Source organism: Paraburkholderia sp. SARCC-3016, from assembly GCF_031119615.1.
Lineage (GTDB): Bacteria > Pseudomonadota > Gammaproteobacteria > Burkholderiales > Burkholderiaceae > Paraburkholderia.
The window spans coordinates 155,479-168,679 of the sequence record NZ_JAVHZD010000012.1; the positions used below are offsets into that span (position 1 = coordinate 155,479).

The 13,201-nt window shown below is 63.9% G+C and carries 13 protein-coding genes; 7 read left to right on the forward strand and 6 right to left on the reverse strand.

All coding sequences use genetic code 11. The annotated features are described in order from the left end of the window. The first annotated feature begins 2 nt into the window (after positions 1–2). Together QYH69_RS14255 and QYH69_RS14260 are read left to right on the forward strand one after the other, a co-directional pair. Complete coding sequence (locus QYH69_RS14255; RefSeq protein ID WP_308832507.1) at positions 3–935, forward strand: 3-hydroxyacyl-CoA dehydrogenase; 933 nt, start codon at positions 3–5, stop codon at positions 933–935. Between the two features lie 99 nt (positions 936–1,034). Further along, positions 1,035–2,186 carry an ABC transporter substrate-binding protein gene (locus tag QYH69_RS14260; protein ID WP_308832508.1) on the forward strand — a complete coding sequence of 384 codons (1,152 nt, stop codon included), beginning with the start codon at positions 1,035–1,037 and terminating at the stop codon, positions 2,184–2,186. A 96-nt stretch (positions 2,187–2,282) separates the two neighbouring features. Here the strand turns inward: QYH69_RS14260 and QYH69_RS14265 are convergent, their stop codons facing one another. After that, on the reverse strand, positions 2,283–3,104 hold the full coding sequence (locus tag QYH69_RS14265) for an enoyl-CoA hydratase/isomerase family protein (protein ID WP_308832509.1): 822 nt from the start codon (positions 3,102–3,104) through the stop codon (positions 2,283–2,285). A gap of 267 nt (positions 3,105–3,371) precedes the next feature. Here QYH69_RS14265 and QYH69_RS14270 point away from each other — a divergent pair, with 267 nt between their 5' ends. Continuing rightward, positions 3,372–4,640, forward strand: a complete 1,269-nt coding sequence (locus QYH69_RS14270; protein WP_308832510.1) for a PQQ-dependent sugar dehydrogenase — start codon at positions 3,372–3,374, stop codon at positions 4,638–4,640. A 196-nt stretch (positions 4,641–4,836) separates the two neighbouring features. Here QYH69_RS14270 and QYH69_RS14275 read toward each other — a convergent pair whose 3' ends face one another. After that, positions 4,837–5,544: a dienelactone hydrolase family protein gene (locus tag QYH69_RS14275; RefSeq protein WP_308832511.1), complete on the reverse strand. Its 708-nt coding sequence runs from the start codon at positions 5,542–5,544 to the stop codon at positions 4,837–4,839. A gap of 190 nt (positions 5,545–5,734) precedes the next feature. Between QYH69_RS14275 and QYH69_RS14280 the strand changes: the two genes are divergently transcribed. The 4 genes from QYH69_RS14280 to QYH69_RS14295 all read left to right on the forward strand — a co-directional run bounded on the left by QYH69_RS14280 (position 5,735) and on the right by QYH69_RS14295 (position 9,114). Beyond that, entirely contained in the window at positions 5,735–6,544 is an 810-nt protein-coding gene (locus QYH69_RS14280; protein ID WP_308832512.1) for a hypothetical protein, read from the forward strand. Positions 6,545–6,706: 162 nt separating this feature from the next. Further along, positions 6,707–6,988: a hypothetical protein gene (locus QYH69_RS14285; protein ID WP_308832513.1), complete on the forward strand. Its 282-nt coding sequence runs from the start codon at positions 6,707–6,709 to the stop codon at positions 6,986–6,988. 108 nt (positions 6,989–7,096) lie between these two features. Beyond that, complete coding sequence (locus tag QYH69_RS14290; RefSeq protein WP_308832514.1) at positions 7,097–7,759, forward strand: response regulator; 663 nt, start codon at positions 7,097–7,099, stop codon at positions 7,757–7,759. After that, positions 7,756–9,114 (forward strand): ATP-binding protein, encoded by a 1,359-nt coding sequence (locus QYH69_RS14295; protein ID WP_308832515.1) that lies wholly within the window; start codon positions 7,756–7,758, stop codon positions 9,112–9,114. Before QYH69_RS14290 ends, QYH69_RS14295 begins: the two co-directional genes overlap by 4 nt. Positions 9,115–9,124: 10 nt before the next feature. On the opposite strand, the gene QYH69_RS14300 is transcribed toward QYH69_RS14295, so the two are convergent. From QYH69_RS14300 to QYH69_RS14315, 4 genes are all read right to left on the reverse strand, one after another. Next, a complete protein-coding gene (locus QYH69_RS14300; protein WP_308832516.1) occupies positions 9,125–10,135 on the reverse strand; it encodes an MBL fold metallo-hydrolase in 1,011 nt (336 codons plus the stop codon). A 44-nt stretch (positions 10,136–10,179) separates the two neighbouring features. Next, on the reverse strand, positions 10,180–11,070 hold the full coding sequence (locus tag QYH69_RS14305) for a quinoprotein dehydrogenase-associated SoxYZ-like carrier (protein ID WP_308832517.1): 891 nt from the start codon (positions 11,068–11,070) through the stop codon (positions 10,180–10,182). Between the two features lie 70 nt (positions 11,071–11,140). Next, positions 11,141–12,088 (reverse strand): quinoprotein relay system zinc metallohydrolase 2, encoded by a 948-nt coding sequence (locus QYH69_RS14310; RefSeq protein ID WP_308832518.1) that lies wholly within the window; start codon positions 12,086–12,088, stop codon positions 11,141–11,143. Continuing rightward, the gene (locus tag QYH69_RS14315) at positions 12,088–13,119 is read right to left on the reverse strand and encodes a LysR family transcriptional regulator (RefSeq protein ID WP_308832519.1); all 1,032 of its coding nucleotides are present in this window, start codon (positions 13,117–13,119) and stop codon (positions 12,088–12,090) included. Before QYH69_RS14315 ends, QYH69_RS14310 begins: the two co-directional genes overlap by 1 nt. Positions 13,120–13,201: the final 82 nt, after the last annotated feature.

The following is a 13,201-nucleotide window of genomic DNA, read 5'->3' on the forward strand; positions in this document are numbered from 1 at the left end:
AGATGGAAAAAATCGCAGTCATCGGCGCCGGGTTGATCGGTTGTGCATGGGCGTCGGTGTTCGCGCGCGCCGGTCACACGGTCACGCTGTTCGACATCGATGCGAAGGCCGTCGAAACCGCGCGCGACACGGTCAAAGCCGGGCTCGTCAAACAGCGCGCGGTCGGTCTGATCAGCGAAGAACCGGACGTCGTGATCGCGCGCGTGAGCGCGACGGCTTCGCTCGAAGACGCGCTGCGGGGCGCCGATTTCGTACAGGAGAATGTGCGCGAAACGGTTGATGCAAAAAAAGAGGTGTACGCGAAGCTCGACCGGCTCGTCGGCCCGAACACGCTGATCGCGAGCTCGACGTCGGGTATTCCGGCATCCGCCTTCACCGAAGAACTCGCGTGCCGCGCACGCTGCTTCGTCGGCCACCCGATCAATCCGCCTTCGGTCGTGCCGCTCGTCGAACTCGTGCCGGCGCCGTGGACCGATCCCGCCGTGATCGAACGTGCCCGCACGCTCTATGCGCGCGTGGGCCAGGTGCCGATTGTCGTGAACCGTGAAATTCAGGGCTTTATCGTGAACCGCCTGCAAGGCGCGCTGCTCGCCGAAGCATTCCGGCTCGTGGAAGACGGCTATGTGACCGGCGGCGATATCGACAAGGCTGTCAAGGATGGGCTTGGCCTGCGCTGGTCGTTCATGGGCCCGATGGAAACGATCGATCTGAACGCGCCGGGCGGCATTCGCGATTACTGCGGCCGCTACGGTCCGCTGTATTTCGACATCGCAACGCAAGCGACACCGCGCAAATGGAACGACGCGCTGATTGGCAAGCTCGAGCAGGAACGCCTCGCCGAACTGCCGGCCGACAAGCGCCCCGCGCGTTCGGCATGGCGCGACGGGCGTTTGATGAACCTCGTCGTCCACAAGCGCGGCGCGGCTAACGAATGAACGTTCAAACGAGTGAAGCCTGAAGTTGGGGAAGTTGTGAAGTTGAACGCTTGACCATCACACCGGGCCATTCGGCCCGGAACGTACGGAGACATCCAAATGAAAAGAACATCGTCATGGCTGGCCGCGATCACGGCCACCACGGCTGCTGCCGCCTCTCTCGCGCTTGCAACGTCAACCGCATTCGCCGCCGATCCGATCACGTTCGGCATGATGACCGAGAGCACGGGCCCGAGCTCCGAAGCCGGCATCTATCAGGCGAACGGCGCGAAGCTTGCAATCGACGAAATCAACAAAGCCGGCGGCGTGCTGGGCCGCCAGCTCGAAGTGCGCAACGAGGATAACCAGAGCACGAACCCGGGCTCGGTGCTCGCGATTTCGAAGCTGACGAGCGCGGGCAATCTGTCGGCGCTGATCGCGACGGTGCGCAGCACGCAGATCCAGGCAATTTCGCCGACCGTAATGCGCGCAAAGCTGCCGATTCTGGTCGGCGGCACCGACGTCGGCCTCACGCACGCGAATAACCCGTGGATTTTCCGCGCGCGGCCGAACGACGGCTACTCGGCGAAAGTGATCGCCGATTACGGCGTGAACACGCTGAAGCTGAAGAAATGGGCAATCGTGCACTCGACCGACGCGTTCGGCAACGGCGGCAAGAACAATCTGACCGACGCGCTGAAGGCAGCGGGCATCACGCCGGTGGTCGTCCAGGGCTTCACGAGCAATTCGCAGGACTTCACGCCGATCGTGCTGGCCGTGAAAAACTCCGGCGCCGATATCGTCGCGACCTATATCGCGAACTCGACCGACGTCGCGATTTTCGGCAAGCAACTGCGTCAACTCGGCGTGAAGGCGGCATGGATCGGCTCGCCGTCGGTCTCGACCGCGACCGCGATGCAACTGGCCGGCGACGCGCTGTACGGCTCGTATTCGATCGCCGATTTCGCGCCGGATTCGAGCCCCGAAGCGAAAGCGTATGCGCAGCAATATCGCGCCGCGTACAAGGTCGAGCCGGATTTCTATTCCGCGTGGGCCTACGATTCGGTGAAGCTGCTCGCGCTCGCGATCAGGAATGCGAACAGCACGAAGCCAGACGATATCGCCAAGGCGCTGCACGCGATCAAGGGCTATAAGGGCGTGGAAGGCACGTACACGTTCGATGCGAACGGCGACGGCCTGCATGGCTACAACATCGTGAAGAACGACAACGGCAAGATCGTGTTCGTGAAGCATATCGACTTCGCGCAATAAGGCGAAGGATTGCCGCATCGCTGAACTGCTGCATGAATGAAAGCCGCGCGGCCGGTTGGCCGTCGCGGCTTTTTTACGCCGGCAAAAAGGCCGGTTTCAAAGCTTCGTCAGAAACTCGCCGAAATCGAGTTCAAGCTCGCCACGCGTGCCGAAGCCCTGCTGCATGAGCGCCGCTACAATACGCTGTGTGCCGGGCCACGCAAACGCGCCTCTGAAGGCCAGCGCCGATTCGTTCTGATGCTCCGCCGACGCGAGCGTCGTCCGATTGATGAGTTGCTTGCATGTACGCAATGCATTGCGCTCGAACCGCGCGATGCGCTGTGCGAACTGTTCGACGAACGCATCGAACTGCGCATCGGGCACCGCACGATTGATCCAGCCATAGCGTTCCGCGGTCGCGGCATCGAAATCGTCGGCGCCAAGCACGATTTCGAGCGCGCGTTTGCGGCCCACCGCGAGCGGCAGCCGCTCGAGCGCACCGCCGCCCGGAATCAGCCCCACGCCGGCTTCCGGCTGGCCGAACACCGCCTTCTCGAGGCTCGCGAAGCAGATGTCGCACGCGAGCGCGAACTCGCTGCCTACCCCTCGCGCGCGGCCGCGCACTGCCGCGATGCTCAACACCGGCACACTGCCAATCCGGTGCGTAAAGTCGATCCACGGCGCGTGACCGGTCGGCCCCGGTTCACGCGATGCGTCTTTTGCGCGCGATACATCGTAGTGGGCGATAAAGAAGTCCGGGTCCGCGCTATCGAACACGACCACTTTCAGCGTTTCGTCCGTTTCCATCTGCGTGAGCAGCGCCTGCAGTTCCTTGATGGTGTCGGGGTCGAGCATGTTGATGGGCGGATTGCTGAAGGTCACACGCCAATACGCGTCGCTGCGCCGGTCGATCGAAAATTGCTTGCTGGGTCGAGTCATTGCGGACCTTCCTGGCCAGATTCAAAACAGGGAATGCCATTGCGCTCCCCGGCGGTCCGGAGGTCAAGTCAAGTCTACGAAGAGATGTCGCTTGCAGCGACATAAGCGTTCCAAGCTGAGGATCGTGGAGCCTTGTACGGGCACCAGGGGATTTTCCTGTGCGGCGCCACGCGAAATCACCTATAACGCTACTGATTTGCGCATGAAGTAAGAGAAGTCGAACCAGCAGTTGCAGTCGCCAAAACAGAACCTCAAGGAGACACAGCAATGAAGGCAACGCTCAAGCTTCTGCCGTGCGCCGTCGCGACGCTCATCGCGACACTGCCGGCCGCGCAAGCAGCGGGAGATAACGTCACCGCACTATCCAACTTCCAGCAAACCGGCGACAAGACACCGCCCGAAACGGTGCCGCAAACGGGCCAGCGCGCCGACGAGCTACGCGAAAACCTCAAGCAGATCAAGCTGCCCCCCGGCTTCAAGATCGAGTTGTACGCGGTGGTGCCCGATGCGCGCCACATGGCGGTCGAGCCGTCGACGGGCGTCGTCTTCGTCGGCACACGCAAGGCGCGCGTCTGGCAGGTCACCGATCGCACGAAACATCGCGTTGCCGACGACGTCGTCTCGTTCGCGAGTTCCGTGACGTTCAAGGTGCCGAACGGCGTGTGCTTCTCGCCGGACGGCGTGCTGTATGTGGTCGAGCAGAACCGCGTGCTCGCCTTTCCGGCCGCGCAGTTCTTCGGCGAAGGCGGGTCCGATGTCGCCGCAGCCGTCGTCGTTCCTCAGGGCAAGCTGATTCCGACGCAGTTCGAGAGCTTCAATCACGGCGCACGCGCGTGCCGCGTCGGGCCGGACAAGAAGCTCTACATCGCGCTCGGCCAGCCCTGGAACGTGCCGCCCAAGGACAAGTTGAGCGAGCTCGACAAGAATGGCCTGGCAGGCATCATCCGCATGGACCAGAATGGCAAGAACCGCGAGGTCTACGCCCACGGCGTGCGCAACTCGGTTGGCCTCGACTTCAACCCGAAAGACGGCACGTTGTGGTTCACGGACAACCAGGTCGACGGCATGGGCGACGACACCCCGCCGGGCGAACTCGACCACGCGACGAAGGCCGGCGAAAACTTCGGTTTCCCGTGGTACGGCGGCGGCAAGGTCCGCACCGAGGAGTACAAGGACAGCACGCCGCCCGCGGGCCTCGTGTTTCCGCAGGTCGAATTCGCCGCGCATGCGGCCGATCTCGGCATGTCGTTCTACAAGGGCAAGATGTTCCCCGCGAAGTACCAGGGCGGCATCTTCGATGCGGAGCATGGCTCGTGGAACCGCACGAAGCCGATCGGCGCGCGCATCATGTTCATCCCGATCAAGGATGACGGCACGGCCGGCGCCGCCGAAGTCTTCGCCGAAGGATGGCTCACGCCGAACGGCGAATACATGGGCCGCCCGGTCGACGTGCAGCAGTTGCAGGACGGCTCGCTGCTCGTTTCGGACGACTACGCGGGCGCGATTTACCGCATCTCGTACACGGGAGCGAAATGACGTGCGCGGCAGTCGCGGCGGCGCTACTGCGTGTGTACCGGCAGCCGGCGCGGGGCATGCGGCGTCGCGGCCGATATCGCTGATCTCGCAACGTTTTATCGCAGCATGAAGCGGTAGCAAAAAGGGCGCGCGTTGCGAACACCGCGCGCCCTTGTCCTTCAGCTAAACCGGTCGATGCGCCTTCGGCTCGCGGTCCTCAAACCCAAAGCTTGCGCGCAAGGAACGTCAGCGTGCGATCCCACGACAGTTGCGACCACACCGGGTCGAACTGCGTGCCGGCAATGCGGCCCGGGCCGACGGCCGTTTCGTTCGTGAACGCGTGGTGCGCAAGATAGCGATGGAATTGCGCGTCGACGTTCGCTTCCTTGAGCTTCGCGGCGAGCGCATCGACGCCTGCTTCCGCGAAAAACGCGTCCTGCGTGGCCCAATGCGCGAGCACCGGCACCTTGATCTTCGACGCATCGATATATTCGATCGGCGGGTAGCCGTACCAGATCACGCCGGCCGAAAGCTCCGGCGTCTGACAAAGTGAAAGCCACGCCAGTGCGCCGCCCATGCAATAACCGATCACCGCCACGCGCGGCGACTGCTGCTTCAGATATTGAACGGCGCCGCGAATGTCCTGCGATGCGGCATCGCCGAAGTCGAGCCCCGACATCAGGTGGTGCGCCTCTTCTTCCTCGACGGTCGACTTGCCGCGGTACAGATCGGGCACCAGCGCGAGATAGCCGCATTGCGCGAGGCGGTCGGCCACGCCGCGAATCTGGTCGTTGACGCCCCACCATTCCTGCAGCACGACGACTGCGGGGGCGCCCTGCGGATTTTCGGGTTTCGCGAGATAGCCGTTGACGTCTTTGCCGTCAGGCCGGCGAAAGCCGACCGTCGATCCGGGGTTCGTTTTCATGACAAGTCCTTGGTCACAGAGGAGGGAGGAGGAGCAGCGAAAGCAGTAGCATAGCGCCGCCCACGCTCCCGCGCAGATTCTGGTGCACTGCAGCTAAGGGAGTCTTAAGCTGCTGTCCTGCAACATCGCGTCTATTCCCCGCATAAACGCAAGCGATACGCATGCGCGGGACATCTTTCCGGAGGGCAAAGTGACGCGATCGGCATCGACGTACCGCAACAGCACAAATGAAGACAATCTGATCAGCAAGGTGCCGCAAGCCACCGCCGTATTCTGGATCGTGAAGATTCTTGCGACGACCGTCGGCGAAACGGGCGGCGATGCATTATCGATGACGCTGAACCTCGGCTATGCGGTCGCCACGCTTATCTTCCTTGCGTTCTTTGTCATTACGCTGACGCTGCAGGTGCGCAGCGACCGCTATCGCCCGGCCGTCTACTGGGCCGTCGTCGTGGCGACCACCACCGTCGGCACGACGATGTCCGACTTTCTCGACCGCACCGCGGGACTCGGCTACATCGCATCGTCCGCCTCGCTGTTCGCCGCCGTGCTGGTCGTTCTCGCGAGCTGGCGGGCCGTGGCGGGCCGCATCGAATACCAGCATATCGTGCGGCCTCGCGACGAGGTGTTCTACTGGCTCACGATTCTCGTATCGAACACACTCGGCACCGCGCTCGGCGATTTCACCGCAACGAGCCTTGGTCTTGGCTTCGAACGCGGCTCGCTCGTGTTTGCGGGGCTGCTCGTGTCCATCGCGGCTGCATGGCGCATCGGCACGCGAATTCCCGTCAGTGTGCTGTTCTGGGCCGCTTATGTATTGACGCGGCCGCTCGGCGCAACGCTGGGCGATACGCTGACGAAGCCACACGCGGAAGGCGGCCTTGCGCTCGAGCGCATCCCAGCGTCGCTTGCGATCCTGGGCATGCTGGCTGCGGTGGTCGTGCTGCAGCATTGGCTCGGACGCGGCACGCGCGATGTCGCTGCAAGATCGGCGCGATGACGTCGACGCGGGCTCGATCGAATCGCGATCGATACCTTGACCCCATCGGTCCGACTGACGGTTTCGCAAGCTTTTTTAAGCGCTGCGCAAGGCGGGAGAACTAAGCTTGTTGATGAGTGTGCATTGCGTGCCGCTCTCGTTCAACTCCACAGGAGAAACCACATGAAGGCCCTTTCAACCGCCATTGCTTCGGCACTTTTATTGCTGGCCTCCGCGACTTCGTTCGCGCAAACCGCGAACGGCATGAACAACGGAGCCGCGCCGAACGCGCCCGCCATGTCCAGCGCGGACCAGCAGAACTGGCAACACCAGCCGGCCATGAACTCGCAAAGCCAGCGAAGCGACGCAGGCATCGATTACGGCACGCCCGCAAACGGCACTTACCAGTCCGGCCGTCCGATGAATCACGGTGGCTTCACGGAGCCGACCTTCGGACATCATTGACCGATGGCACAGACGTGCCGGGGTATCGTTGCCGCCATGCCCGCCCGCGTGGCCGGTACGCCGCGCCGCTGCGATAACATCGACGCAAGTTTCAAACGGAGTTGACCGATGCGCCTGTTGTTGATCGAAGACGACGACATGATCGGCGAGACCGTGCTCGAATCGATGCGCCGTGCCGGCCACGCCATCGACTGGGCGCGCGACGCCCGCGCCGCTGCGCTGTCGCTTGGCAACGATGTCTACGATCTCGTGCTGCTCGATCTGAGTCTGCCCAAGGGCGACGGCATCGACCTGCTGAAGGCCTGGCGCAACGAGGGCGGCGCTGCGCCCGTTATCATCCTGACGGCGCGCGATGCGGTGGAAGACCGCGTACGCGGCCTCGACGCCGGCGCCGACGACTATCTCGTCAAGCCGTTCGATCTCGACGAACTGGCCGCGCGTGCGCGCGCGCTGCTGCGACGCCGCGCGGGCCGCACTCAGCCCGTCTTCACGCACGGCGCGTTGAGACTCGATCCGGCCGCGCACGAGGTGCTGAAGGATGGAGAAGCGATTGCGCTGATTCCGCGCGAATTCGCGCTGCTGCATGCGCTGATCGAAGTTCCGAAGCGCGTCTTCACGCGTACCGAGCTCGAGGAAAAGCTGTATGGCTGGGGCGAGGAAGTCGGCAGCAATACGATCGAGGTGCACGTGCATAGTTTGCGGCGCAAGCTCGGCGCCGATCAGATCGTCACGGTGCGGGGCGTCGGTTACCGCTTGAAGAGACTGGAATGACGTCCATCCGGCGCAAGCTGCTGAGATGGCTGATTTTCGGTTTCGGTGCGGCATCGGCCGCAGCCGCGTACGGCATCTTCCACACGGCGCGCGAGGAAGCCGGCGAACTGTTCGACTACGAACTGCGCACCGTCGCGTTATCGCTGCCGCCTAACCTGCATGCGGCGATGACCTCGCAGCAGTCGAACACCATGCTCGGCGATATTGCCGACGACCGTATCGTCATCGAGATCTGGGATGCGTCCGGCAAGCCCGCCTATCGCTCGCAGGAAAGGCAGACGCTCGGCCGCTACCCGGCGGGGCTGCGCACCATCGAAGAAGATGAAACGCACTGGCGCGTCTTCGGCGTGCAGCAGGCCGCGCGCTTCGTGCAGGTCGCACAGCCGCTGTCGGTGCGCAACGATCTGGCGCTGACGCTTGCTTTGCATACGCTGTGGCCGCTTGCGCTGATGGTGCCTGCCGCGATCGCGCTCGTGCTGCTCGTCGTCACGCGCGGGCTTGCACCGATCGGGGGATTGTCGCGTTCGCTGGCGAGCCGTTCTCTCGAAGCGTTGGAACCGCTTACGATCGATGCGCACACACCTGTCGAAGTGCTACCGCTCGTCGTTGCATTGAATGATCTTTTGAGGCGCCTGCATGTCGCCTCGCAGGCGCAACGCATGTTCGTCGCCGACGCCGCGCACGAGTTGCGCTCGCCGTTGGCCGCGCTGCAATTGCAACTGCAAGCCGCTGCGCGCGACGGCACGCTGACCGGCTCCGAGGTCACGCTCGAACGCATTCAGGGGCGCTTGAAGCGGCTGATTCACCTCGTCCAGCAACTGCTGACGCTCGCGCGCGAAGATGCAGCCACCGCAGCGCCGCTGGCGCCAGTCAGCATGCGGCGCCTGGGGGAGCAGGTCGTCGGCGAGTTTTCGCTGCTCGCCGAGGCGAAGCAGATCGACCTTGGGCTCGAGACGAGCGCCGCGCTCGGCGCGACAGACGCGTATATCGCGCTGACCGATCAGCATGCGCTGTTTCTGCTGCTTTCGACGCTGATCGACAACGCGATTCGCTACACGCCGGCAGGCGGCACGGTCGACGTGCTGCTCGAACGCATCGGAGAGCGGATCGGCATCGAAGTGCGCGATACCGGCCCCGGCATTCCGGACGACGAACTGAACCGTGTATTCGATCGATTCTATCGCGGCACCGGCACGCAAGTGCAAGGCAGCGGCCTTGGGCTGGCAATCGCCGCGCGCATCGCGACGCGCCTCGGGATCGTGTTGATCTTGCGTAACCGCGCAGGCGCATCGGGTCTGTCGGCACGCGTCGATGGATTTCGACCGGTCGCTGAAACGCAGCTTGCGCACACCTGAACCGAACGCGTCACTGCCCGGCCTGATCTTTTTCCTTCTCGAGCTGCAAATACAGGTGTTCGACGTTCTGCGGCTGTGCGACCGCATACAGCTTGTCATGACGAAACGCCGGCACTTGCACCGTGTGCATTGCCTGCGTGATCCCGACGCCGGACGCGAACGCACGCCGCACCGCTGCATCGAGTTCGCGCAGATATTCGGCAAGCAGATCGAGATCGGCCGGCTTCGCGAGGCGCCCGAACGCCGGCACGATCGCTTTCGCGTCGAGCGTTTTGATCTGGTCGAGCGCATCGAGCCAGCCTGGAATGCGCTCGTTGCGCAGTTCGGGAATTCGTCCGACGCTGACGAGCCCGCCCGCGAACAGCACACCGCTCGACGTATCGAGCACCGCGAGATCGCCCGGCGTACTGGCTGGCCCGAAATACAGCAGCCGGAGCGTGCGGCCGCCGCTTTCGAGCTGCGTATTTCCGTCGACGGTACGATCCGGCACCGTGACGCGCGACCCGGCCATCTCGTCTTCGCCCAGCGTGCGATTCAGATTCTTCAGGCAAATCGCGCAGCGTTCGCGAATCAGTTCCGCGGTGCGTCGCTGAGAGAGAATCGGCGCGCCCCGATCGCGGAACGCGGATGCGCCGAACACGAATTCAGGCCCTTGATGCGTGATAACCACGAGCTGGACGGGTAAAGGCGTAATCTTCTGGATCGCGTCGAGCATGGCGCGACCGTAGCGATACGACGAGCCGGTGTCGATCACCGTCACGCCACTCGGCCCGACGATAAAACCATTGTTCGCAACGATTCCATGATTCGCAGGCGTAACCGCGTCGCCGCTGCCCATCATGACGTAGACGCCGGACGCGATTTCGTTCGGCACGGGCGCACGAAATGCCGACGCCGACTGCGGTTCGGCGCGTGCCGCCGGTGCGAACATAGCCGCCGCCAGCGCGACGATCATCGCACCCGCCAGCATCGCAATCGATACGCCGTAGACCTCGCGCACCGCGCCTGCCGCACGCGGCACATCAGGGCGGCCCCTGCACGCACGCCGATCTCGTGCCGCCCGCATCACAGCTTCGACGACGCATTCTGCTGCGCGCCCGCTTGCGGGCTCACCGCGACCTCGGCTTCGAACTGCTTGTTCTTCGTATCCTCGAGATGCGCCTTCAGTTCGCCGTCGCCGTGCGGCACGAACCAGAAACGGAAGTTCGGGTTCTCGCTGATCGAGAAATTGACATCCGCGACCATCACCGGCTTGCCGCCATAGGTGATCGTCACCTTGCGCACGAAATACGCGGTCGCATAGTTGCGCGTGACCTGGTTCATCGCCATGCCGGTGCGATTCGGATGCCTGACCATCAGCTGCGCGAGTTGCGGCTTGCCCGCCACTGTCTGGCCTTGCAGCGTGAGGCGCACCTGACCCGCGCTCGCCTCGGCTGCCGCATCGTCCTTGCCCGCCGGCGCCGAGCAGCCGCCTGACGCCTTCACGAAACGCACGGCGCTATACAGCTTGCCGTCGCTGGTTTCGGCGATCGCGCGCATAAACGTGTAATCTTCGACGCGCACGCGTGTTTCGATTGTCGCGAAGCCCGACTCAGGCGTGAACGAAAACGAGCCCGCATAGGGTTCCGGATTCTCGTCGATATACAGATACACCTTCTTGATATAGCGCGCGGGCGTCTGCGGGAACTGCGCGGCAATCGCAATCGGCACCACGGCGCCGTCCGCCGCACGCGCCGGCGCGTCGAGCTTGATTACCGCGTCGCCATGCGTATCGATCGGCCGGCCCTTGAACGTGCCGTCCCTGAAGTCGACCCAGCGCGCGGGCGTGTCCGGATTGTCTTCCGGGTGTTCTTCCGCATACGCGGCACTAACGGAAAATGGCGCCGCAAACGTCGTGGCAAGCGCCACACATGCCGCGACAAAACCCGTCACTGCGCTTTTCGCCATGTTGTCCATTTCAAGCTCCTCCACCCTTCTGAACTACAGCGGATGCATGAGCGGTTAGCAGCGGGCGGGCGCACCCGCTTCATTGCTCCCACTCGAGTTCCGCGTATGCGGCCGTCACGTTGCGGCGGTGGTAGATATCGAATAGCCGCCACTTGCCGCGTTCCTCCTGCCCAATCGTCTCGACCGCCTGCTGCATCGTCCTGCCCTGTCGGATCGCCGCGCGCACATCGCGCACGAGATGCGCCAGATAAGCCTCCTCGGCGGCGAGTGCTTCGCGCCACGGCGCGTCGAGCGGGCCGTGGCCCGGCACGATGCGGTGCGGATTCATGGCCCGCATCGCCGCAATATCGTCGAGCCAGCCAAGCACGGCGCCGTCGATCACGGGGACGCATCCCGCGAACAGCAGGTCACCTGCGATCAGCGTGCCACTAGCTTCATCGTAGACGGTCAAATCGTTGTTCGTATGGGCTGTTTTCCAGGTCCGCAGCCGCAGCACGCGTTTTCCCAGATCGAGCTTCATGCTGCCGGACACGGTCAGCGAGGGCGGCACGATGACGCTGCCGTCCGCGAGGTCGCCGAGTTCGCGCTTGAGCACGCGCATATAGCTCTCTTCGTGCGACGCCTCCGCTTCGGCGAGCGTCGCGCTGCCGACGAATCGCGGATGATCGGCCGCAAACGCGACATTGCCGAAAATATGGTCCGGATGCATGTGCGTGTTGATGACGTAGCAGACCGGCAACGGCGTGACCGCGCGAATCGCCGCACGCAAGGCGCGCCCTTCGGCTGCCGTGCCGCCGGTGTCGATCACTGCAACGCAACGCGAACCGACGATAAAACCGATGTTGGCGATATCGCCGCCGTTTTCGCGCGTCGCGACGTCATCCCGGCCTCGGTGAAAATAAAGACCGGGTTCGAGCTGGACGACCGCAAGCGGCCGGGTGGCCTCCCAGGCCGCGGCCGGACCGCCGCACGCTGCTGACGCAAGGTACGCAACACACGCAAAAAACGCGAAGCGGACCGGCTGCATTACCGGGCCGCCGTCCGATCGCGCGCACCGCTGTCATCGTCACCGGCGTTCGCAGCACCCGTGGCCGCCGCGCGCCGCGCAGCGGCCGGCGACAGGCGCCGCAAAAACTCCGCATATTCGCGCTCGAGAAACGGCGCCGCGTGTTCCAGCATGAAGCGCCGGAACGCAACGCAGGTCGGCGAAAGCTGCTTCGAGCTCAAATGCACGATCTGCCAGGTCCGCTCGAGCGGCGTGCCGTTGACGTCGAGCACCGCAAGCGCACCCGCGCGCAATTCGAGCGACAGGGTATGCAGCGACAACAGGCTCACGCCCATGCCGGCCATCACGGCCTGCTTGATCGTTTCGTTGCTGCCGAGCGTCACGCAGCGCGACGGTGTGAACAAATGCTGCCTGAACATATGCTCGGCCACGGCGCGCGTGCCCGAACCGGGTTCACGCAATAAAAACGTATCGCCGGCCAGCTCCTGCAGGTCGAAACGCCGTGCCTCGCGCAGCGGATGATCGAGCGGCGCGATGATCACATGCGGATGCCGCGCAAGCGGTTCGGCCGTCGTGCCGAGTTCGGGCGGCGGGCGTCCCATGATCGCAAGATCGGTTGCGTTGTCCTGCAGCAGGCGCAGCAGCGTCTCGCGATTGCCGACGGAAAAATGCACGTTCACCTTCGGGAATTGCCGCGAATAGAGCGCGAGCAGCTTCGGCGCGAAATGCGTCGCCGAGCTGACGATGCTGACCGCGATCGTGCCGCTGTCGGCTTGCGCGAGGGAGGTCATCGTGTCCTCGATGTCCTTGATCTCGCCGATGATGCGGCTCGCGTGGTGCGACAGGCGCTCGCCCGCTTCGGTCAGCGTGAGCCGTCGCGACACGCGCTCGAACAAGGGCAGGCCGAGCGCTTCTTCGAGCTGACGGATCTGCATCGATACCGCGGGCTGCGACAGGTGAAGCTCTTCGGCCGCGCGCGCGAAACTCGGCAGACGGCTCGCGATCACGAAGATCTGCAATTGCCGCAGCGTCAGCGCGCGTATCAGGTTCACGTTACCTCCCGAGCAAAATGCTTCCGGCCGTCCTGGGCGGCTCGCACGCGGACGGTTGCAGCGTGCCTGCGATCCCCCGCCG

Excerpts from the sequence above, each read along its gene's own strand:
- QYH69_RS14270 (WP_308832510.1), top strand. The coding sequence starts at position 3,372 with ATGAAGGCAACGCTCAAGCTTCTGCCGTGCGCCGTCGCGACGCTCATC.
- QYH69_RS14275 (WP_308832511.1), bottom strand. The coding sequence starts at position 5,544 with ATGAAAACGAACCCCGGATCGACGGTCGGCTTTCGCCGGCCTGACGGC.
- QYH69_RS14305 (WP_308832517.1), bottom strand. The coding sequence starts at position 11,070 with ATGGACAACATGGCGAAAAGCGCAGTGACGGGTTTTGTCGCGGCATGT.
- QYH69_RS14285 (WP_308832513.1), top strand. The coding sequence starts at position 6,707 with ATGAAGGCCCTTTCAACCGCCATTGCTTCGGCACTTTTATTGCTGGCC.
- QYH69_RS14290 (WP_308832514.1), top strand. The coding sequence starts at position 7,097 with ATGCGCCTGTTGTTGATCGAAGACGACGACATGATCGGCGAGACCGTG.
- QYH69_RS14260 (WP_308832508.1), top strand. The coding sequence starts at position 1,035 with ATGAAAAGAACATCGTCATGGCTGGCCGCGATCACGGCCACCACGGCT.
- QYH69_RS14295 (WP_308832515.1), top strand. The coding sequence starts at position 7,756 with ATGACGTCCATCCGGCGCAAGCTGCTGAGATGGCTGATTTTCGGTTTC.
- QYH69_RS14265 (WP_308832509.1), bottom strand. The coding sequence starts at position 3,104 with ATGACTCGACCCAGCAAGCAATTTTCGATCGACCGGCGCAGCGACGCG.
- QYH69_RS14310 (WP_308832518.1), bottom strand. The coding sequence starts at position 12,088 with ATGCAGCCGGTCCGCTTCGCGTTTTTTGCGTGTGTTGCGTACCTTGCG.
- QYH69_RS14255 (WP_308832507.1), top strand. The coding sequence starts at position 3 with ATGGAAAAAATCGCAGTCATCGGCGCCGGGTTGATCGGTTGTGCATGG.